Raw genomic sequence first — 19947 nt, 5'->3', positions numbered from 1 at the left:
CCGGCCGCTGCGCCCCGCAAGGGACGGAACGGCGGAAACCGTTACGAGGAAGGGCATGAGCCCACATGACAATGACAGATCCTGTCGCAGATATGCTTACGCGCCTGCGTAACGCAAACTCGGCATACCACGACTCCGTGTCTATGCCTTACAGCAAGCTCAAGGCACGCGTTGCCGACATCCTCAAGGCCGAAGGTTTCATCGCCGGCTGGAAGGAAGAGGACGCTGAGGTTGGCAAGAAGCTGACCCTCGAACTCAAGTTCGGTCCGAACCGCGAGCGTTCCATCGCCGGTGTACGCCGCATCTCCAAGCCGGGCCTCCGCGTTTACGCGAAGTCCACCAACCTGCCGCACGTGCTGGGTGGCCTGGGTATCGCAATCCTGTCCACCTCTTCCGGCCTCCTGACTGACAAGCAGGCCGGCAAGAAGGGCGTGGGCGGCGAAGTCCTCGCGTACGTCTGGTAACGGGAAAGGAAGAGAATAATGTCACGTATTGGACGTCTCCCCATCACCGTTCCTGCCGGCGTTGAGGTCAAGGTTGACGGCTCTGTCGTCAGCGTCAAGGGTTCCAAGGGCGAACTGACCCACACTGTGGCCAGCCCCATCGAGGTTGCCCTGGACGAGAACACCCTGACCGTAACCCGCCCGAACGACGAGCGCGCCTCCCGTTCGCTCCACGGCCTGACCCGCACCCTGATCGCCAACATGATCCAGGGCGTCACCGCAGGCTACGAGAAGAAGCTTGAAATCGTCGGTACCGGTTACCGCGTTCAGGCCAAGGGTTCTGACCTTGAGTTCGCTCTCGGCTACAGCCACCCGGTCAGCGTTTCGGCTCCGGCCGGCATCACCTTTGCAGTAGAGGGACCGACCAAGCTCTCTGTCTCAGGAATCAACAAGCAGCAGGTCGGCGAAGTTGCTGCCAACATTCGCAAGCTGCGGAAGCCCGACCCGTACAAGGGCAAGGGCATCCGTTACGCCGGCGAAGTCATCCGCCGCAAGGTCGGAAAGGCTGGTAAGTAACCATGGCCATCTCCATTAACAAGAAGCGTACGAACAAGAGCAAGGCTGCTGGTCGCAGCCGCCGCCAGCTTCGTATCCGCAAGCGCATTTCCGGTACGGCTGCCCGCCCCCGCCTGGTGGTCAACCGCTCCGCACGCCACGTATTTGTCCAGGTTGTCGATGACACCATTGGCCAGACCGTAGCAAGCGCGTCCACTCTGGAAGCTGACCTTCGTGCATTCGACGGTGACAAGACTGCCAAGGCCAAGCGCGTCGGCGAGCTCGTTGCCGAACGTGCCAAGGCTGCCGGCGTCGAGGCTGTTGTCTTCGACCGTGGTGGTAACAAGTACCACGGCCGGATTGCCGCCGTCGCTGACGGTGCACGCGAAGGTGGGCTGTCACTGTGACCGAAGCAAACAAGGAAAAGGACACTGTGTCTGCAGATCAGAAGGCTCCCGAAGCCGCAGCTGCTGAGACCACTGCCCCCGCTGCCGACGACCGCCGTGGTGGCGCCCGTCGTGGCGAGCGTGGCGACCGCGGCCAGGGCCGCGGCGACCGCGGTGGCCGTGGTGGCCGCGACGGTGGACGTGAAGCCGAAAAGAACCAGTTCGTAGAGCGCGTTGTCACCATCAACCGCGTTTCCAAGGTCGTCAAGGGTGGTCGTCGCTTCAGCTTCACCGCACTCGTCGTCGTTGGTGACGGGAACGGCATGGTCGGCGTGGGCTACGGCAAGGCCAAGGAAGTTCCCGCTGCTATCGCCAAGGGCGTTGAAGAGGCCAAGAAGTCCTTCTTCCGCGTTCCGCGCGTTGGCAACACCATCCCGCACCGTGTTCAGGGTGAAGCCGCTGCCGGCGTCGTTATGCTGCGTCCGGCCTCCGCCGGTACCGGTGTTATCGCCGGTGGTCCGGTCCGTGCAGTACTGGAGTGCGTGGGCATCCACGACATCCTCTCCAAGTCGCTCGGTTCCTCCAACGCCATCAACATCGTTCACGCCACCGTTGATGCCCTGAAGCGCCTCGAAGAGCCGGCAGCAGTGGCAGCACGCCGCGGCCTGCCGCTGGACGAGGTTGCTCCCCAGGCACTGGTGAAGGCACTCCTGGCTCCGAAGGCAGGTGTTTAGTCATGGCTAAGAACCTGGTTCCTTCCGACGCTCAGTTGGAAATCACTCAGATCAAGTCCGCCATTGGCGGCAAGCAGAACCAGCGCGACACCCTGCGGTCCCTCGGCCTGAAGCGGATCGGACACACCGTTGTCCGCACCGCCGACGCCGTGACTGTTGGAATGCTCAACACGGTTCCGCACCTGGTAAAGGTAGAGGAGGCGAAGTAAATGGCAGAGAACACTGCTGATAAGGCACAGGCTGCTGAGAAGCAGAACGCCCTGAAGGTTCACCACCTGCGTCCCGCCCCGGGTGCCAAGACCGCCAAGACCCGTGTTGGTCGTGGTGAGGCATCCAAGGGTAAGACCGCCGGCCGCGGTACCAAGGGTACGGCTGCCCGCTACCAGGTGAAGGCTGGCTTTGCCGGCGGCCAGCTGCCGCTGCACATGCGCCTGCCCAAGCTGCGTGGCTTCAAGAATCCGTTCCGGGTCGAGTTCCAGGTTGTAAACCTGGACAAGCTCAACGAGCTGTTCCCGGAAGGTGGCGCAGTCACCGTGGAGAACCTGGTCGAAAAGGGTGCCGTTCGCAAGAACCAGCCCGTCAAGGTGCTGGGCACCGGCGACATCACCGTCAAGGTTGACGTCACCGCCCACGCATTCTCGGCCAGCGCCGCTGAAAAGATTGCTGCAGCAGGCGGAAGCACCACCGCCCTGTAAGGGACGGCGCCAGCTGTTGAACTCCCGGTATCCGTGGGCTTTGGCCCCGGATACCGGGAGTTTTTCATATCCGCCGGGCGAATTATTCCCGCCATCCGGCGCATGTGCGCTGCCGTGGATTGTTCGCAGGGCGCATTCAACCGTTAGACTCGGTTGTCGGGATTTATCAAATTCCGCCACCCCACCCTTATTGACACCACAGGAGGACGCTTGCTTAGCGCATTTGGCCGGGCCTTTCGTACGCCTGATCTGCGACGCAAGTTGTTGTTCACGCTGGCAATCATCACTATCTTCCGCTTGGGTGCTTTCATCCCCTCGCCAGGTGTGAACTACCAGAATGTCCAGCAATGCTTGCAAAGCGGTAAGACCGCCGGCGGGTTGTACCAGCTCGTTAACCTCTTCAGCGGCGGCGCGTTGCTCCAGGTGTCCATTTTCGCCCTGGGCATCATGCCTTACATCACGGCGAGCATCATCGTGCAGTTGCTCCGGGTGGTCATTCCCCGGTTCCAGCAGCTCTATGAAGAGGGCGCCTCGGGCCAGTCCAAGCTGACCCAGTACACCCGCTACCTCACCATCGCCCTTGGCCTGCTCAACGCCACCACACTGGTGTCCCTGGCCCGTTCCGGGCAGTTGCTGCCAGGTTGCCAGCTGCCGGTGATCCCGGACTCCAGCATCATCACCACCATCCTGATCATCATCACGCTGACGGCCGGTACCGGCCTGATCATGTGGATGGGCGAGCTCGTCACGGAGAAGGGGGTGGGCAACGGCATGTCGCTGCTCATCTTCACCTCCATCGCCGCGCAGTTCCCCACCTCGCTGGGCGCCATCTGGACCTCCCAGGGTCCCGGGACTTTCTTCATCGTCCTCGCCGTGGGCCTGCTCACCGTTGCGCTGGTGGTCTTCGTGGAACAGTCCCAGCGCCGCATCCCCGTGCAGTACGCCAAGCGCATGATCGGGCGGCGCACCGTGGGCGGCACCAGCACCTACATTCCCATCAAGGTGAACATGGCCGGTGTCATTCCGGTGATCTTCGCTTCCTCCATGCTCTACATTCCCGGGTTGATTGCACAGTTCAACCAGCCCCGGAACGGTGAGCCCATCCAGCCGTGGGTTGAGTGGATCAACAACAACCTGACCCGCGGTGACCACCCGATCTATATGGCGGTTTACTTCGTCCTGATCGTGTTCTTCACCTACTTCTACGTCGCGATTACCTTCAACCCTGAAGAAGTCTCAGACAACATGAAGAAGTACGGCGGCTTCATTCCAGGTATCCGCGCCGGCAGGCCGACCGCTGATTACCTGCAGTACGTGCTCTCACGGATTACCCTGCCCGGCGCCCTCTACCTGGGCTTCGTGGCACTGATTCCGCTGGTGGCACTGGTACTGATCAACGCGAACCAGAACTTCCCGTTCGGTGGCACCTCGATCCTGATCATGGTGGGCGTTGGTTTGGAGACCGTAAAGCAGATTGATGCGCAGCTACAACAACGTCACTACGAAGGGCTTTTGCGATGACGAGAATGCTGATTATTGGACCTCCCGGTTCCGGAAAAGGAACGCAGGCGGAGCGGATCTCAGAACGCCTCGGCGTTGTGGCCATCTCCACCGGCGACATCTTCCGTGCCAACGTGAAGGGTGAAACGCCGCTGGGCCTCGAGGCCAAGAAGTTCATGGACAACGGCGACTTCGTTCCGGACAGCGTGACCAACAAGATGGTCCGCGACCGCCTCGGCGAGTCCGACGTGAACAACGGCTTCCTCCTGGACGGCTACCCGCGCACCACCGCGCAGGTGGATTACCTTGACGAGATCCTCGCCGACGGCGACGAGAAGCTCGACGTGGTCCTCCAGCTGACCGCCGATGACGAGGAACTGGTGCACCGCCTCCTGGGCCGGGCCAAGGAAACGGGCCGGAGCGACGACAACGAAGCCGTCATCCGCCACCGCCTGGACCTGTACCACGAGCAGACCGAAGCTGTGGTGTCGAAGTACGCCGAGCGCGGCATCCTCACCCAGGTTGACGGGATCGGTCCCATCGACGAAGTCACCAACCGCGTGATGCAGGCCATTAAGGCAGCACAGGCAGCCTGACCAAAGGCGGCCCCGGTTTTATCGAGGCTCCTCCCGGCATCCGGGAGGAGCCTCAGCCATTTGAAAGGAAACACCATGGCCTTCGGCCAGCCCCGCATCGAATACAAGAACAACGCCCAGATGCGCACCATGCACGAGGCAGGCCTGGTCCTCAGCCGTGCACTGGACGCCGCCGTTGCCGCCGCCGTGCCGGGGGTCACCACCAAGCACCTGGACGACGTCTTCGCCGCTGTACTCAACGAGGCTGGCGCGAAGTCCAACTTCCTGGGCTACCACGGCTTCCCGGCCACCATCTGCACCTCCGTGAATGAGGAAGTGGTGCACGGCATTCCCGGCAGCCGGGTCCTGCAGGACGGGGACATCATCTCCATCGACGGCGGGGCCATCGTCAACGGCTGGCACTCGGACTCCGCGCGCACGGTGATTGTAGGCACGGCGGACCCGGAGGACCAGCGGCTCTCCGATATCACCCAGGCCGCAATGTGGCGCGGCATCGCGGCGCTGGCCAACGGCTCGCACGTTGGGGACATCGGCGCGGCGATCGACGACTACGTTTCGTCCGTCCCCGGCAAGCCGCTGGGCATCCTGGAGGACTACGTGGGACACGGCATCGGCTCCGAGATGCACATGGCCCCGGACGTCCTGAACTACCGGACCAACCACCGCGGCCCCAAGATCAAGCCGGGCCTCTGCCTCGCCATCGAGCCCATGCTGGTCCGCGGCGGCATCGAAACCGCTGTCCTGGAAGATGACTGGACCGTGGTGACCACGGACGGCAAGCGCTCCTGCCAGTGGGAGCATTCCGTGGCGGTGCACGAGAAGGGCATCTGGGTACTTTCAGCGTCCGACGGCGGCGCGGAGCACCTGGTGCCCCTCGGCGTCACCCCGGTGCCGATCCCGTAAGGGACACGCACATCTGCCTGCGACGCAGAAAATCCCTGCCGACCCCCGTAAAGAGGGGTCGACAGGGATTTTGCGTATCGCCAGCGCTTTTGCGGGTCAGAAACTCTTACGACTTCAGCTTCGGCTTCACGTCGCGGTCGTAGATGCTCTGCAGCGTGTTCTTCAGGTCCGTCATGGTGGACTTCACGTCGCCCTGCTGGGTGAGGATCTTCGCCGCGGCCTTGGCCATCTCCTGGTCTGCACCGGGCAGGAACACACGCGCGTTGTCCTGGACCTTGGTGACCGCGAGCTGGTCCACGGCAGTCTGGATCTGCGGCGTCTTGGCCAGGACCGCGCTCATGTCCGCCGACTTCCGGGTGGGCATGTAGCCGGTGGCCGCAGAGAACTCGACGGTGCTCTCCGGTTGGGTGACGAAATCGAGGAACATCCCTGCGGCGAGCTGTTCCTCCTTGGTGATCCCGCTGGGGATGCCCAGGCCCGCGCCGCCCGTGGGGCAGACGTTGGTGGTGGCCTTGGGACCGCCCGGCAGGAAGCCGACGCCCACGTTGAACTTGGCCGACTTCAGGATCCCCAGCAGCGAACCTGTGGAGGCGATGGTGGCGGAAGTCAGGCCGGCCGAGAAGTCGTCCGCGGCTTCCTTGGAGGAGACGCCTGCCCACTTGTCCTTATAGATCGAGTCCTGGGCCCACTGCAGGGCGGCAACGGAGTCGGCGGAGTCGCAGGTAATGTCCCATTCCTTGGACCAGCCGCCGCCCCAGCCCCACAGCATGTTCTGCAGCGTCCAGCCCGCGTAGCCGGCAAGGGCGGGGTAGATGTAGGCGTACTGGGCGCCGGAAGCTGCCTTCAACTTGGGCGCCCACTGTCCGAATTCGTCCCAGGTCTTGGGCGCGCGGTCCGGAATTCCGGCAGCGGCAAAGTGGTCCTTGTTGTAGTAGAACAGCGGGGTCGAGCGGCCGTATGGGAGCGCCCACTGCTTGCCGTCGTACTTGTAGTCGTTGATCAGCGACTGCTGGAAGTCGTCCATCTTCATGTTCAGCTGCTTGGTGAGGCTGTCCACGGGGATGATGCTGCCGTTGGTGTAGTAGCGGAACCACCACACGTCCGAGAGGACCACCACGCCCGGAAGGCCCGACTTGGCGGCCTGCGCCGTCTGGAACTTCTGCGCGATTTCCTCGTAGTTGGCGCCGGCCGTCACCAGGTTGACGGTGATGCCGGGGTTCTTGGCCTGGAATTTCTCGATCAGGCTCTTCTCAACATCCTGCGACTGGCCGGGGTGGCTGGACCAGAAGTCGATCTTGGCCGCCGGCTTCACGCCGCTGAAGTCGATGTCGGCCGCCTGGGAGGTGGCCTGCCCGCCGCCGGTGGTTGAGGGTCCGCCGCACGCGGCCAGGGCAGCGGCAGAGGCGGTTACCCCTGCCAGGCCCAGGAAATGCCTCCGGTCCAGATGAAGTGTCATGACAGTTCCTTTCGGTTGTTGCCTTTGAAAATGTGAAAGTCGAAGGTCGAAAAGTACGACGGCCGCAGGCAGCTCAGCCCGTCACGCTCCCTTGGGTGAGGCCGGCCACGATGTAGCGCTGCAGGGCGGCGAAGATGATCAGGATGGGGACGATGACCAGGACCGCGCCGGCCATGAGGACACCCCAGCCGGCGGCATTGCTCTCGTTGTTCTGCAGAAGAGTCAGCCCCACGGGAAGGGTCATGGTTTCCGGGCGGTCGGTGATGATGAGCGGCCAGATGTAGTCATTCCACTCGGTCACGATCGTCACCAGCGCCACGGTGGCGATGGACGGCACCGAGACCGGGACCACGATCTGCCACAGCCGGCGCCAGTGGCCGGCGCCGTCCATCTCTGCTGACTCGAGGATCGAATTCGGCAAGGTGCGGAAGTGCTGGCGCAGCAGGAAGGTGCCGAACGCAGTGCCCAAGCCGGGAAGGATGATGCCCCAGAGGGTGTTCTTGCCGCCCATCCCGGCGATCAGGATGAAGTTGGGCAGGATGGATACCTGCGGCGGCACCATGAGGGCTACCAGGATCAGCAGGAAGATGAAGTTCCGGAACGGGAAGCGGACAAAGACCAGGGCGTACGCCGTCAGGATCGCCAGGATCACCTTGATGGTGGCGCCGGCCAGGGTGACGATGGTGCTGTTCAGGAAGAACTGCCCAAACGGAACGGTGGTCATGGCAGTCCGGTAGTTCTCCAGATTGAGGCTCTCGGGGAGGATCTTCAGGTCCGTGGTGACGATTTCGCCGGACTGCTTGAAGGAGCTCAACACCATCCACAGCAGCGGCAGGAAGACCACTAGTGTTGCGATGAGCAGGGGCAGGTAGCCGCCCACCACCGTCTGGATGAGGTTGCGGCGCGAGAACGGGCGGTCGCGGCGGAGGTCCTGGGCGGGGCCGGGAACGGCAGGGGCAGCGGGGTCCGGGTTGACCGGTGACAGGGAGGTCACGAGTAGTGCACCTTTCGTTCCACGAACCGCAGCTGCAGCACGGTGATGACCAGGAGGATGGCGAACAGCACCACGGAAATGGCTGCCGAGTAGCCGGCCCTGTTGTACGCGCCGAAGGCCTGCAGGTAGGCCTCGTAAATCAGGGTGCTGGTGCCGGTGCCCAGCGGCGTCATGATCCGGATCAGGTCGAAGGCCTGCAGGGAGCTGAGCATGGTGGTGATCAGGAGGAAGAACGTGGTGGGGGACAGCAGCGGCAGCGAGATGCTCATGAAGCGCCGGAACCCGTTGGCACCGTCAAGGGAGGCGGCTTCCATGACCTCCGTGGGGAGGGACTGCAGCCCGGCCAGGTACACCACGGCGCAGTAGCCCAGGTTCTTCCAGACGTAGACCAGGATGACCATGACCAGCGAGAGCTGGGGATCGTTGATCCACTGCGGGCTCTGCTGCCCGATGCCTCGCAGCAGCCAGGCCAGGACGCCGTAGCCGGGGTCGAAGATGAACAGCCATACCAGGCCCACGCCGACGCCGGAGAGCACATAGGGCGCAAAGACGGCGGAGCGGGCGAACGTGGTGCCGCGGACCTTCGCGTTCAGCGCCAGTGCTACCAGCAGGCCCAGCAGCATGGATCCGCCCACCGTGACCAAGGTGAATACGGCAGTTGTGCCCAGGACCTTCGGCGCATCGTTGCTGCTGAAGAAGGTGACGTAGTTGGCAAGGCCCACGACGCTGGCGGTGGGGGAGCCCAGGGTCCAGTCCAGCGTGGAGTAGTACATGTTGCTGAACAGTGGACGGTAGGTGAAGACGGCGATCAGCACCAGGTTGGGCAACGCCATGGCAAGGAAAACGAAGAAGTCCCGGCGGCTTCTGGCGGTCCACCGCCTGCGGGGTATCTTGGCGGCACCGGCCGCGGGGTCAGCGGGCCTGGTGGAGGGCCGCGGGGAGAGTTGACGTGTCATGCGGATCTCTCACGGGTTTCGGAGCCGGCTTGTGGCCGGTCTCGCGGGTAAGGGGAATCAAGCCATTACTTCACCACATTGTCGGTGGGCGAAACCCCTGAAAAAGCCCTTCTCCTCAAATAGTTAACAAAGGCTTCCTTGCCCATTAACCCTGTGTTGTTTGCAGTCTCGCATAAAGTTTGCTCCTGCGGCAGGGGCGCGCCAGCAGAGGGGACAATAGGGGCATGGGAACCATTACCGACGTCGCGGGCATTCGCGTGGGCCATGTCCAGAACGACGGCGACGGCTGGCTGACGGGGGTCACCGTGGTCCTGCCGCCGCCGGGGACGGTGGGCTCGGTGGATGTCCAGGGCGGCGGGCCTGCCACCCACGAAACAGACGCCCTTGACCCCACCACGCTGGTCAGCGGCGTCGACGCGGTGGTCCTCACCGGGGGCAGTGCGTACGGGCTGACGTCGGCGGCAGGAGCCCAGCGCTGGTGCGAGGAAAACGGCCGCGGCTTCGCCGTCCCCGGGGGAGTGGTGCCCATTGTTCCCGCCGCCGCCATCTTCGATTTGGGCAGGGGAGGCGACTTCTCCGCACGCCCGACGCCCGACATGGGCTACGCGGCAACGGCCGCCGCAGCAGGGCAAAAGGAAGGGCACGACGTCGAACGCGGCAACGTGGGCGCCGGCACCGGGGCGCTCATCGGCAGGGGGCAGTACAAAGGTGGCGTAGGAACAGCGTCGGTCACGCTCAATAACGGTGTAGTTGTGGGGGCAATCGCAGTGGTGAATGCGTTGGGATTGCCGGTGTCCCCGTCGGGGAATCACGAACCCTCCGCGCGCTCGGTCGTTCCTCCCCACGAGCCCCCTAACCTCGCAAGCTCGGCCAGGGAACCCGGCTCGCGTGGGCCCACCTTAGACGCGCGCTTCCGGGTTCCTGATTCACCTCAAGCGGGTGCCGCTGAGCCGCCCTTCAACACTACTTTGGTCGTTGTGGCTACCAACGCCGTCCTTGATGTGGCCGAATGTAAGCGGACTGCCGCGGCGGCTCACGCGGGGATCGCGAGAGCTCTCAACCCCTCACACACCCTGGCCGACGGGGACACTGTCTTCTGCCTGGCAACCGGTGCCGTGGCACTCGACCGCTCGGACGAAGCTGCCCGGCAGCTGAGCCTAATGACGCTGCAAAGTGCGGCAGCCGACGTCGTACGTTTGGCCATCCTTGACGGCGTGGCCAGCGCTGAAACCGTCACCACCCCCGCGGGTGAATATGGTGCGTACCGCTCCGCGTAGGCTACTATGGCCGATTTAACTTTTACCGGCTGACGGGGTAGTGTTGTTTGTTGGTTGTCTGGACTGCCACGCCCTTTTGGGCCTGGAGACGGCAATCGATCCAACAAAAACGTTCGTGGTCATGCCCGGTGCAATCCGGCGGGGCCGCGGCAACAACAGTTAGCGGAGGGTATGGCCAAGAAGGACGGGGTCATTGAGATCGAAGGCGTTGTGACCGAGGCGCTGCCTAACGCGATGTTTCGCGTTGAGCTCACCAACAAGCACATCGTTCTGGCACACATCTCTGGAAAGATGCGTCAGCACTACATCCGAATCCTCCCTGAGGACCGCGTAGTGGTGGAGCTGAGCCCGTACGACCTCACCCGTGGTCGTATCGTCTACCGCTACAAGTAAATTGCTGGGCGGCGTCAGGACAAACTGGCTGCCGCTCCAGTTGACCAAACTGCTACACGCAAAGGAATGCCATGAAGGTCAAGCCGAGCGTCAAGCAGATCTGCGAAAAGTGCAAAGTGATCCGCCGTAATGGCCGGGTCATGGTGATCTGCGAGAACCCGCGCCACAAGCAGCGCCAGGGCTAATTTCCTTCCCTGAAGGAAATCCTGGGTTGCTAACCCACGCAAGTAAATAAAGGCAGCACAAGCTGATCTGGAACATTGAGCTCGAAAGAGTCCGGACAGCTAACCCCCGGTCGGAGGCTGGGGCCGCACGGATTGTGCGGGTGTACTGCCTACGACCTCCGGTTTATCAAGGAGTACTGCCACTATGGCTCGTCTCGCTGGCGTAGACATTCCCCGCGAAAAGCGGCTGGAAATTGCGCTTACTTACATCTACGGCGTGGGCAAGACCCGTGCACACGAAACCCTGGCTGCCACGGGCATCAGCGCTGACGTTCGCGTCAAGGACCTGACTGACGCCCAGCTGGTTGAGCTGCGTGACTACATTGAAGGCAACTACAAGGTTGAGGGTGACCTTCGCCGCGAAGTAGCAGCAGATATCCGCCGCAAGGTTGAAATCGGCAGCTACGAAGGCCTGCGCCACCGCAAGGGCCTGCCCGTACGCGGTCAGCGTACGAAGACCAACGCACGTACCCGCAAGGGCCCGAAGCGTACCGTCGCCGGCAAGAAGAAGGCCCGTTAAAATCCCCGCCCGGGATTTACGGACTTTCCCCAATAACTTTCTGTAGGAGAAAAAATGCCCCCGAAGACTCGTGGCGCGGTTCGCAAGCCGCGTAAGAAGGACAAGAAGAATATCGCGCTTGGCCAGGCGCACATCAAGAGCACCTTTAACAACACCATCGTTTCCATCACGGATCCGAGCGGCGCTGTTATTTCCTGGGCTTCCTCCGGTGAGGTTGGCTTCAAGGGCTCGCGTAAGTCCACCCCGTTCGCTGCCCAGATGGCTGCCGAAGCCGCTGCCAAGCGTGCGCAGGAGCACGGCATGCGCAAGGTAGACGTTTTCGTCAAGGGACCGGGTTCCGGACGCGAGACCGCCATCCGTTCGCTGCAGGCCGCAGGCCTCGAGGTTGGCTCCATCCAGGACGTCACCCCCGCAGCCCACAACGGCTGCCGCCCGCCGAAGCGCCGCCGCGTCTAATTCTTTTCCGCAGCAGGAGCTTGCCCGGACCAGCGATGGTCCGGGCAAGCCCAGCGCGTTAAGTCTTCAGACCGAATTTCCACCACCTGTGTTGCGTCATATAGCGGATGCTCGCCGAAAGGAAACCTAAGTGCTCATTGCACAGCGCCCCACCCTCTCCGAAGAGGTCGTCTCCGAAAACCGTTCGCGTTTCATCATTGAACCGCTGGAACCGGGCTTCGGCTACACCCTCGGAAACTCCCTCCGCCGTACCCTGCTCTCCTCCATCCCCGGTGCTGCCGTAACCAGCATCCGGATCGATGGTGTGCTGCACGAGTTCACCACGGTTCCGGGTGTCAAGGAAGATGTCACCGAGATCATCCTTAACATCAAGAGCCTGTCGGTTTCCTCCGAGCACGACGAGCCTGTCGTGGCTTACCTGCGCAAGCAGGGCCCCGGAGTCGTCACCGCCGCGGACATCGCTCCGCCGGCCGGCGTCGAATTCCACAACCCGGATCTGCACATCGCCACGCTGAACTCGAAGGGCAAGTTCGAACTCGAACTGACCATCGAGCGCGGCCGCGGCTACGTTTCGGCAGCTCAGAACAAGTCCGGCGACGCAGAGATCGGCCGCATCCCGGTCGACTCCATCTACTCGCCGGTGCTGAAGGTTACTTTCCGCGTGGAAGCAACCCGTGTTGAGCAGCGCACCGACTTCGACAAGCTGATTGTCGACGTCGAGACCAAGCAGGCCATCGCCCCGCGCGATGCCGTTGCTTCCGCAGGCACCACCCTGGTGGAACTGTTCGGTCTGGCCCGTGAGCTGAACACCGCAGCTGAAGGTATCGAGATCGGCCCGTCGCCCACCGACGCTGCCCTGGCAGCCGACATGGCACTGCCGATCGAGGATCTGGACCTCACCGTCCGTTCCTACAACTGCCTCAAGCGTGAGGGCATCCATACCGTGGGTGAACTCGTTGCCCGCTCCGAGGCTGACCTGATGGACATCCGCAACTTCGGTGCCAAGTCCATTGACGAGGTCAAGGCAAAGCTGGTTGAACTGGGCCTGTCCCTCAAGGACTCGCCTCCCGGTTTTGACCTCGCAGCACGCGCCGCAGCAATCGAAGAGGACGACGCCGCGTTCGGCGACGACGAACTCTAAACCAGACCTTGGCCGGCGGGCAGCACCATGGTGTGCCGTCCACGGCTTCCACATGAGGAGAAACAATTATGCCTACCCCCACTAAGGGTCCGCGCCTCGGAGGCGGCCCGGCTCACGAGCGCCTCATGCTCGCGAACCTGGCAGCATCCCTGTTCGAGCACAAGCGGATCACCACCACGGTGACCAAGGCCAAGCGCCTGAAGCCGTACGCAGAGCGCCTGGTCACCTTCGCCAAGCGTGGCGACCTCGCTTCCCGCCGCCGCGTGCTCGGCCTGATCAGCAACAAGGGCGTCGTCCACGAGCTGTTCACCGACATCGCGCAGGCTGTGGAGAACCGCGACGGCGGCTACACCCGCATCACCAAGATCGGCAACCGCAAGGGCGACAACGCTCCCATGGCTGTCATCGAGCTGGTTCTCGAGCCGGTTTCCGCCAAGCAGGCCGTCGTAGCCGAGGCTACCCGGGCTGCCGCCAAGGCTGCTCCGGCCGCCGAGGAAGCTCCTGTTGAAGAGGCTCCGGCCGCTGAGGAAGCTGCTGCAACCGAAGAGGCACCCGCTGCTGAGGAAGCTGCAACCGAAGAGGCTCCGGCCGCTGAGGAAGCTGCCGAGGCTCCCGCAGTCGAGGAGAAGGACGCGAAGTAATTCGCCGATTTCCTTCGCATAGACTTAGGTCTGTGAACCACCAAGAACCCGCGGCCCCCGTTTCAGGGGGCGGCGGGTTTTTGCGTATCCGGCTTGATCTTTCGTACGACGGCGGCCCGTTCAGCGGGTGGGCCGTGCAGCCCGGACTGCGGACTGTCCAGGGCGTGCTTGAGGAAGCGATCGAGCTTTTGGTCCGCCGCCAGGTCCGGGTCACCGTTGCGGGGCGGACCGACGCCGGAGTCCACGCCCGAGGGCAGGTGGTGCACTTGGACCTCACCGAAGCCGAGTGGCTGGGGCTGCCGCGCGGACATGAGCTGGATCCCGCCGTCGCCATGTTGCGCAGGCTCCGCGGCGCCCTGAACCGGGCCCTCGGCGACCTCCACGGCGCGGTGGAGGTGCATTCCATCGGGTTGGCGCCTGAGGGTTTCGACGCCCGCTTCTCCGCGCTCTGGCGGCGGTACAGCTACCGGATCGCGGACGGGCCCGCCCTCTGGGACCCGCTGGAGCGGTACTTTACGCTATGGCACAAGAGCCCGCTGGACGTTGACCTGCTCAACGAGGGCGCCTCGCAACTGCTGGGCCTGCAGAACTTCCTGTCTTTCTGCAAGCCACGCGAAGGAGCCACCACCATCAGGGAACTGCAGCGCTTTGAGTTCCGGCGCGGCGAGGACGGCGTCATTGTGGCCACCGTCCAGGCCGACGCCTTCTGCCACAACATGGTCCGCGCCCTGATCGGCTCTGCCCTGTACGTGGGGGAGGGGGCGGTGGAACCGGGCTGGTTGTACGAGCGGCTGCTGCTGCAGAAGCGCGATGCCAAGTCTGTCCTGGCCGCTCCGCACCCCCTGGTGCTGGAGGAAGTGGCCTACCCGTCGGACAGCCAGTTGCTGGCGCGCGCCGAGCAGACAAGGGCCGTCCGCGAGTACTGATTAGAACGCCGGGGGCGGGCCTTCTGCCGGCAGCGTCACCGTGAAGGTGCTGCCCTGGCCTTCGCCGCTCTCGCACATGATGCTGCCGCCGTGCCGTTCCACGATCATGCGGGTGATGGAAAGCCCCAGTCCTGCCCCGGGAATGGCGGCCTTCTGCGCGGACTCGGCGCGGAAGAAGCGGTTGAAAGCCCTGGCAGCGTCCTCGTGCGACATGCCCATCCCGGTGTCCGTGACGCTCAGGCGGACCCACTGCCGGTCCGCCTGGGCGCTGATGCTGACCTTGCCGCCGTCGGGACTGTATTTGATGGCGTTGGACACCAGGTTGTCCAGCACCTGCCCGATCCGCAGCGGGTCCGCGTAGGCCCACAGGGGCGAGGGGACATCGGCGGCAATCTCCACGTGGGACCGCAGGGCCGAAGCCTGGGCGGAACTCAGGCTGGTCTCCACCAGGCTGGCCAGGTCGGTCCGCTTGGGATGGACGTTCAGGGTGGTGGAGGCGGAAGCGGTCAGGTCGGCCACCAGGTCCAGCAGCCGTTCGGCGTTGCGCTGCACCACCAGCAGGCGCTTGGCGACGTCCGCGGGCAGCTCATCGAGGTCTTCCAGCACCAGGTCCACGTTGCCCAGGATCGAATTGAGCGGGGTCTTGAATTCGTGCGTGACATTGGAGATGAGCTCCTGGTTGGCCGCCAGGGATTCCACCCAACCGGTGACGTCGCTGTAGACCACCACGGCGCCGGTGAGCCGGCCGTCCTCGCTGACCAGGGGGCGGGCGGCCGTGGATACGGCACGCTGCTCCGGTCCCTCGCCCGCCCACACCAGATAGTCGGCGAACGACTCACCGGCCATGGCCCGGCTGATAGGCCTGCGGTCCCGCGGAAGCAGGGTGCGGCGGTCCTGCCCAAAGATCAGCTGGTGCCCCTGCCCGGGAATGGCTTCGTCGGCCCCCGTGGCGCGGCGGAAATTGCGCTGCCGGCTGTTGGACACCAGGAAGTGCCCGGAACGGTCGACGGCGGCAATACCGACGTCCGTGGCGTCCAGTACGGTTTCCAGCAGCTTCTCCCGTTCCCGGCTTGCGGCCAGCAGGTCCCGGAGTTCGCGGTCCTTGTCCGCCAGCTCGGCCTGCTGCTGCCGGAGGCTCACGCTGGCAAAGCGGATGGCCAGGGACACGGCGAGCATCATCACAGGGAAGAGAACGACGATGGTGAAGTCGGAGGCGGTGACAGCTGGGAAGTCGGCCGCGGCTGACGGAAGCATGATCAGCAACGGCCCCAGGAAGCTGAGCACCAGGCTGCTGCGGGCCAGCATGCCGGAGGCGGAGAGCCAAATGACCGGGAAGACCACCAGCACCGCAAGGCCAGGCAAGAGGGGCGCCGCGCCATTGCGGAGGAAACCGATGGCGGCGAAATCCAGGACGGGAATCAGCAGGTAGGGGCGGTGTGCCAGCCGTTCCCAGGGGACCAGGAAGCAGCCAAGGAACAGGATTGCGTGCAGGACTATTCCGGCCACATACAGGGGGCTGTGCGTCAGGGAAGGCCAGGCGAACGGTGTGGCCACGGCAATGGCAGCCACAAGGAAGGTAAGGGGGAGCTGACACAACGCCACTTGGGCACGGGGTCCCAACCGGCGGAAGATGCGGCCGGGTCCACGCTGGAACAACGGCTCAGCCATGTTTCTGACTCGTACCCCTTCGCATTTGGAAAGCAGGTGCCGCCAAGGTCTATCAATTCCCCCCAGTTACCTTGGGCAACCACCCTTTCCCATGGATATTGCACATGTCTTGTCATAATAATTGACTTTTCAATTTTGGGCGCCGATCCGGGTGTCATCAGTCGGGCTTACTAGTAGCGTATAAATGGTTGGAGCGGGATTGGCATTGGCGCTGGGCCAATGGGGGGCCATCTTCGCCTGGCGCAGGGATAGCAATGGACGATCTTGGTGTAGCTGTAGTAATCGAGGATGACGCCGACGTGCGTAACCTCCTGGAAGGTGTTTTGACCCAGGCGGGCTTCGAGGTGCATTCAGCGGTGGATGGGCGGACCGGGGTTGACGTAGTCCGCAGCAAGCAGGCAAATGTCGTGACGCTCGATATTGGCCTGCCGGATATTGACGGGTTTGAGGTTTTGCGGCGGATCCGGAATTTCAGCAACGCATATGTGGTGATGCTGACCGGCCGCACGGAGGAACCGGACCTGCTGTCGGCACTCAATGCGGGGGCGGACGACTACATTGCCAAACCCTTCAGGCCCAGGGAACTGCGGGCGCGGGTGGCGGCAATGATGCGCAGGCCCCGGCATGAGTCGGACGGGCAGAACGCGTCCACGTCCTGGGGCCAGGCCCCGGCTCCTGCCGCCCACGCAGAGCCCGGAGTCCTGCAGCACAACGGGCTCCTCCTTAACCACCGGACGCGCACCGTGGAAATCAAAGGCCAGCCGCTGGGACTAACCCGCAGTGAGTTCGACCTCCTCCACGTGCTGCTGAAGGGCGGCGGTGCCGTGTGCACCAGGGCTGACCTGGTGCGGGCGGTCCGGGGTGAGTTTTACGACCGGGAAACCTATATCAGCGAAGCGGACGAGCGCGCCGTGGAGGTCCACGTGGGAAACCTGCGGCGCAAGCTCAAGGAGGACCAGCTGTCGCCGCGCTGGCTGCAGACGGTCCGAGGTGTCGGCTACCGGTTGGCGCCGCGTCGTCCTGATGACGCCTAACCGCGATCCTCAAGGTGCTGACTCCTGGAACTGAGGGGTCAGCCCTTCTCCAGGATGTAGGTTGCCTGCAGCTCGGAGACTGTGCGTGCCCCGTCCCGGGCCACACCGGCCATCATGGCCTGGCCCTGGGCAAAGTCGCCCTGCCGGATCAGGCCTTCCAGGAGTTCGGCGAGCCTTGCCAGCCTGAGGCCGCCCACCATGGCGGAGCTGATTTTCAGGCTGATGACAGCGTCCAGGGCGGAGTCCTCATCCCGCCTGTCCACCGCTGTTCCGAGCCGGGTCAGCCGGAGATCCCACATGGCGGCATAGTCTCGGGCGAAGCGCTGGGCCAGTCCGGTACCGGCCAGTTCCTCTTCAAGCTCGTCCAGGACAGCAGTATCAATCAGTGGCAACAGATTCGCCGCCTCGAGTGAAGGTCCCACGCTGGGAGCGGGAACGGCAGGAGCAGGCAGAGCGACCCCGGGCAGCGGCGAGTCCGCAGCGGGGCTCTTTCCGCCGGGACCGGGATCGGTACTGTGCATTGTTCAAGGCTACTTCCTGGAAATCCGTCGTTGGCCTATTTGTCATCATTCTGTGTAAACCTTGAGGCAAACTTGCCGTCGGCCTGCGTAGGCGCTACTGCCCGCTGAAGGTCATCACCGCATTGATCACGGCCGGTCCCAGAATGGCGATGAAGAGGACCGGGAAGATAAAGAACAGCAGCGGGAAAAGGATCATGACGGGTAGCTTCATGGCCTTTTCCTCGGCCCGCTGGCGCCGCTTGACCCGCATGACCTTGGCCTGGACGCGCAGTACCCGGCTGATGGCGATGCCGTACGTATCGGCCTGCACCACGGCCTGCACAAAGCTGCGCAACTCCGGGATATTGGTCCGCTCAGCCAGGGCGATGTAGGACTCGCGCCGGCTGCGTCCCACCTGCATGTCCTGCAGGGTGCGGACCAGTTCCTCTGCGAGCGGGCCCTTGCCGTTCTCGCCGGCGCGCGCCATGGCGCCTTCGAAGCCGAGTCCGGCTTCCACGGAGATGAGCATCTGATCCAGCGTGTTGGCCAGCTCCAGCTGCATCGCCTTTTGCCGCTCCTGGCCCTTGCTGTAAAGGAGGAGGTCAGGGATGAAGTAGCTGAGGACCAGGACGAAGATCCCGGCGAGTTTCATCATCGGTGAACTGCCGATGGAGGTCAGATAGAGGCCAGCCGCGGCACCGGCGACGCCAAGGCCGATCTTCGATCCCAGCACTTTGCCCAGGGGCATGGAGGCGGGCCGGCCGGCGAGGGACAGGAGCCGGTCCAGGAACGCGACGTAGGCCGGGGGAGTGAGGCGCCGGCCCAGGGCTTCGAGCCGCGCCGGCGCTCCGGTAGGAGCAACCGCGACTGGTGGTGCACCGCGGGAGAGCAGTTCGGTGACAGCCACGCGCCCCTGCTTGTCCACGGTCAGGACGGACCATGCCAGTGCCGCCACCGGGACGCAGACCAGCAGGACGGACAGGAGAACTAGAAGGTTCATGGCAGCCTCAGAACTTCAGGTCGATGATCTTGCGCATCCACAGCGCGCCAATGGTCATCAGGACAAACGAGGCACCGATCATCACCCAGCCCAGGGGATGGGTGAACATCGAGTTCATGTAGCTCGGGCTCACCGCGAGCAGCATGGCCACGATGCCAAAGGGCATGGCGATCAGGATGTACGCGGAGAACTTGCCTTCGGCCGCGAGGGCCTTGATGTGCCCCTTGATCTCCGCGCGCTCGCGGATGGTCTCGTTGACCTGGTCCAGCACCTCGGCCAGGTTGCCGCCCACTTCGCGGTTGATCTGGATTGCCTGGGAGATCCAGATGAAGTCCTCATTCTTCATCCGGTCGGCGGTGTCGTTCAACGCGGCAAGAAGGTCGCGGCCCAGGCTGGTTTCGGTGATCACCCGCCGCATCTCCTCCGACGTCGGCTTCTGCGACTCAGCCGCCGCTGCGTCGATGGCGCGCAGGATGCTGTGGCCGGCCCGGAGGCCGCCGGAGAGCAGCTGCAGCGTGTCGCCCAGCTGCCCATCGAAGGCGGTGCGGCGCTTGCCGGCCAGGAAACCCAGGACCAGTTTGCCCACAAACGGAGCCAGCAAGGCAAGCAGCAGTCCCACCAGGGGACCCACAGTCACGGTGCCCACCAGCATCCCAACACAGGCGCCGATGCCCACCAGCAGGAAGAACTCGGCCTGGCTGAGGCGCAGGCCCGCATTCTCCAGTTCCGCGCGGGAAAAGACCTTAACGTTCCGGCCCGCAAGCAGCCGTTCGAAGGACCTGACGCCGGACAGGGCCAGGCGGGAGAGGGAGGACGGCGGCTCGGGCTCAAACGGACGACGGCGGTCCAGCGGCACCGAGGGTGCGCTCGGCAGGAGCACGGCCACCCCGAGCAGGACGATGGCTGCCAGGAGGATGACGCTTCCGATGGCGATGATCATGGCTCAGTC

Annotated in this window: 25 protein-coding genes; 18 read left to right on the top strand and 7 right to left on the bottom strand. The window is 63.8% G+C overall.

The features are described 5' to 3' along the window. The first annotated feature begins 65 nt into the window (after positions 1-65). The 9 genes from rpsH (at position 66) to map (ending at position 5812) form a co-directional block, all read left to right on the top strand. Positions 66-464, top strand: a complete 399-nt coding sequence (gene rpsH / locus JCQ34_RS13500; protein WP_018769139.1) for a 30S ribosomal protein S8 — start codon at positions 66-68, stop codon at positions 462-464. 18 nt (positions 465-482) lie between these two features. Continuing rightward, positions 483-1019: a 50S ribosomal protein L6 gene (gene rplF / locus JCQ34_RS13495; RefSeq protein ID WP_142133090.1), complete on the top strand. Its 537-nt coding sequence runs from the start codon at positions 483-485 to the stop codon at positions 1017-1019. A 2-nt stretch (positions 1020-1021) separates the two neighbouring features. Beyond that, positions 1022-1405, top strand: coding sequence for a 50S ribosomal protein L18 (gene rplR, locus JCQ34_RS13490; protein WP_141159771.1), 384 nt, complete (start codon positions 1022-1024; stop codon positions 1403-1405). Next, complete coding sequence (rpsE, locus tag JCQ34_RS13485) at positions 1402-2118, top strand: 30S ribosomal protein S5 (protein ID WP_142133091.1); 717 nt, start codon at positions 1402-1404, stop codon at positions 2116-2118. The genes rplR and rpsE overlap by 4 nt, the downstream gene beginning before the upstream one ends. A 2-nt stretch (positions 2119-2120) precedes the next feature. After that, complete coding sequence (rpmD, locus tag JCQ34_RS13480) at positions 2121-2327, top strand: 50S ribosomal protein L30 (protein ID WP_009358731.1); 207 nt, start codon at positions 2121-2123, stop codon at positions 2325-2327. Next, positions 2328-2813, top strand: coding sequence for a 50S ribosomal protein L15 (rplO, locus tag JCQ34_RS13475; protein ID WP_013601817.1), 486 nt, complete (start codon positions 2328-2330; stop codon positions 2811-2813). A 210-nt stretch (positions 2814-3023) separates the two neighbouring features. Beyond that, entirely contained in the window at positions 3024-4334 is a 1311-nt protein-coding gene (gene secY, locus JCQ34_RS13470; RefSeq protein ID WP_142133092.1) for a preprotein translocase subunit SecY, read from the top strand. A 5-nt stretch (positions 4335-4339) separates the two neighbouring features. Beyond that, positions 4340-4909 carry an adenylate kinase gene (locus JCQ34_RS13465; protein WP_286398204.1) on the top strand — a complete coding sequence of 190 codons (570 nt, stop codon included), beginning with the start codon at positions 4340-4342 and terminating at the stop codon, positions 4907-4909. Positions 4910-4984: 75 nt separating this feature from the next. Continuing rightward, positions 4985-5812: a type I methionyl aminopeptidase gene (gene map / locus JCQ34_RS13460; RefSeq protein WP_286398202.1), complete on the top strand. Its 828-nt coding sequence runs from the start codon at positions 4985-4987 to the stop codon at positions 5810-5812. Between the two features lie 106 nt (positions 5813-5918). Here the strand turns inward: map and JCQ34_RS13455 are convergent, their stop codons facing one another. The 3 genes from JCQ34_RS13455 to JCQ34_RS13445 form a co-directional block, all read right to left on the bottom strand. After that, positions 5919-7268 (bottom strand): ABC transporter substrate-binding protein, encoded by a 1350-nt coding sequence (locus JCQ34_RS13455; protein ID WP_286398201.1) that lies wholly within the window; start codon positions 7266-7268, stop codon positions 5919-5921. A gap of 73 nt (positions 7269-7341) precedes the next feature. Next, positions 7342-8262, bottom strand: coding sequence for a carbohydrate ABC transporter permease (locus JCQ34_RS13450; RefSeq protein WP_286398199.1), 921 nt, complete (start codon positions 8260-8262; stop codon positions 7342-7344). Then, positions 8259-9218, bottom strand: a complete 960-nt coding sequence (locus JCQ34_RS13445; protein ID WP_286398197.1) for a carbohydrate ABC transporter permease — start codon at positions 9216-9218, stop codon at positions 8259-8261. The genes JCQ34_RS13450 and JCQ34_RS13445 overlap by 4 nt, the downstream gene beginning before the upstream one ends. Positions 9219-9442: 224 nt before the next feature. Here JCQ34_RS13445 and JCQ34_RS13440 point away from each other — a divergent pair, with 224 nt between their 5' ends. The 8 genes from JCQ34_RS13440 (at position 9443) to JCQ34_RS13405 (ending at position 14796) form a co-directional block, all read left to right on the top strand. Continuing rightward, positions 9443-10495: a P1 family peptidase gene (locus JCQ34_RS13440; protein ID WP_286398196.1), complete on the top strand. Its 1053-nt coding sequence runs from the start codon at positions 9443-9445 to the stop codon at positions 10493-10495. Positions 10496-10666: 171 nt separating this feature from the next. Further along, positions 10667-10888, top strand: a complete 222-nt coding sequence (gene infA / locus JCQ34_RS13435; protein WP_009358723.1) for a translation initiation factor IF-1 — start codon at positions 10667-10669, stop codon at positions 10886-10888. 71 nt (positions 10889-10959) lie between these two features. Next, positions 10960-11073, top strand: a complete 114-nt coding sequence (rpmJ, locus tag JCQ34_RS13430) for a 50S ribosomal protein L36 (RefSeq protein WP_009358722.1) — start codon at positions 10960-10962, stop codon at positions 11071-11073. Positions 11074-11257: 184 nt separating this feature from the next. Beyond that, positions 11258-11632, top strand: coding sequence for a 30S ribosomal protein S13 (gene rpsM / locus JCQ34_RS13425; RefSeq protein ID WP_003803743.1), 375 nt, complete (start codon positions 11258-11260; stop codon positions 11630-11632). A gap of 54 nt (positions 11633-11686) precedes the next feature. Then, positions 11687-12088 (top strand): 30S ribosomal protein S11, encoded by a 402-nt coding sequence (rpsK, locus tag JCQ34_RS13420; RefSeq protein WP_018760435.1) that lies wholly within the window; start codon positions 11687-11689, stop codon positions 12086-12088. Between the two features lie 130 nt (positions 12089-12218). Then, a complete protein-coding gene (locus JCQ34_RS13415) occupies positions 12219-13229 on the top strand; it encodes a DNA-directed RNA polymerase subunit alpha (protein ID WP_013601812.1) in 1011 nt (336 codons plus the stop codon). 68 nt (positions 13230-13297) lie between these two features. Beyond that, positions 13298-13870 (top strand): 50S ribosomal protein L17, encoded by a 573-nt coding sequence (rplQ, locus tag JCQ34_RS13410; RefSeq protein ID WP_286398194.1) that lies wholly within the window; start codon positions 13298-13300, stop codon positions 13868-13870. 32 nt (positions 13871-13902) lie between these two features. Continuing rightward, entirely contained in the window at positions 13903-14796 is an 894-nt protein-coding gene (locus JCQ34_RS13405; protein ID WP_286398193.1) for a tRNA pseudouridine synthase A, read from the top strand. Here JCQ34_RS13405 and JCQ34_RS13400 read toward each other — a convergent pair whose 3' ends face one another. Beyond that, positions 14797-16464, bottom strand: coding sequence for a sensor histidine kinase (locus tag JCQ34_RS13400; RefSeq protein ID WP_286398191.1), 1668 nt, complete (start codon positions 16462-16464; stop codon positions 14797-14799). A gap of 254 nt (positions 16465-16718) precedes the next feature. Here JCQ34_RS13400 and JCQ34_RS13395 point away from each other — a divergent pair, with 254 nt between their 5' ends. After that, positions 16719-17498: a response regulator transcription factor gene (locus tag JCQ34_RS13395; RefSeq protein ID WP_286398189.1), complete on the top strand. Its 780-nt coding sequence runs from the start codon at positions 16719-16721 to the stop codon at positions 17496-17498. Between the two features lie 38 nt (positions 17499-17536). Here the strand turns inward: JCQ34_RS13395 and JCQ34_RS13390 are convergent, their stop codons facing one another. The 3 genes from JCQ34_RS13390 to JCQ34_RS13380 form a co-directional block, all read right to left on the bottom strand. Further along, positions 17537-18019 (bottom strand): Hpt domain-containing protein, encoded by a 483-nt coding sequence (locus JCQ34_RS13390; protein ID WP_286398187.1) that lies wholly within the window; start codon positions 18017-18019, stop codon positions 17537-17539. 94 nt (positions 18020-18113) lie between these two features. Beyond that, positions 18114-18998, bottom strand: a complete 885-nt coding sequence (locus JCQ34_RS13385; RefSeq protein ID WP_286398185.1) for a type II secretion system F family protein — start codon at positions 18996-18998, stop codon at positions 18114-18116. Positions 18999-19005: 7 nt separating this feature from the next. Then, positions 19006-19938, bottom strand: a complete 933-nt coding sequence (locus tag JCQ34_RS13380) for a type II secretion system F family protein (protein ID WP_286398184.1) — start codon at positions 19936-19938, stop codon at positions 19006-19008. Between the last annotated feature and the right edge of the window lie 9 nt (positions 19939-19947).

The organism is Pseudarthrobacter defluvii, assembly GCF_030323865.1.
Taxonomy (GTDB): Bacteria; Actinomycetota; Actinomycetes; order Actinomycetales; family Micrococcaceae; genus Arthrobacter; species Arthrobacter sedimenti.
The sequence above is the reverse complement of the archived record's forward strand: the minus strand, read 5'-3'. Positions and strand labels throughout refer to the sequence as shown.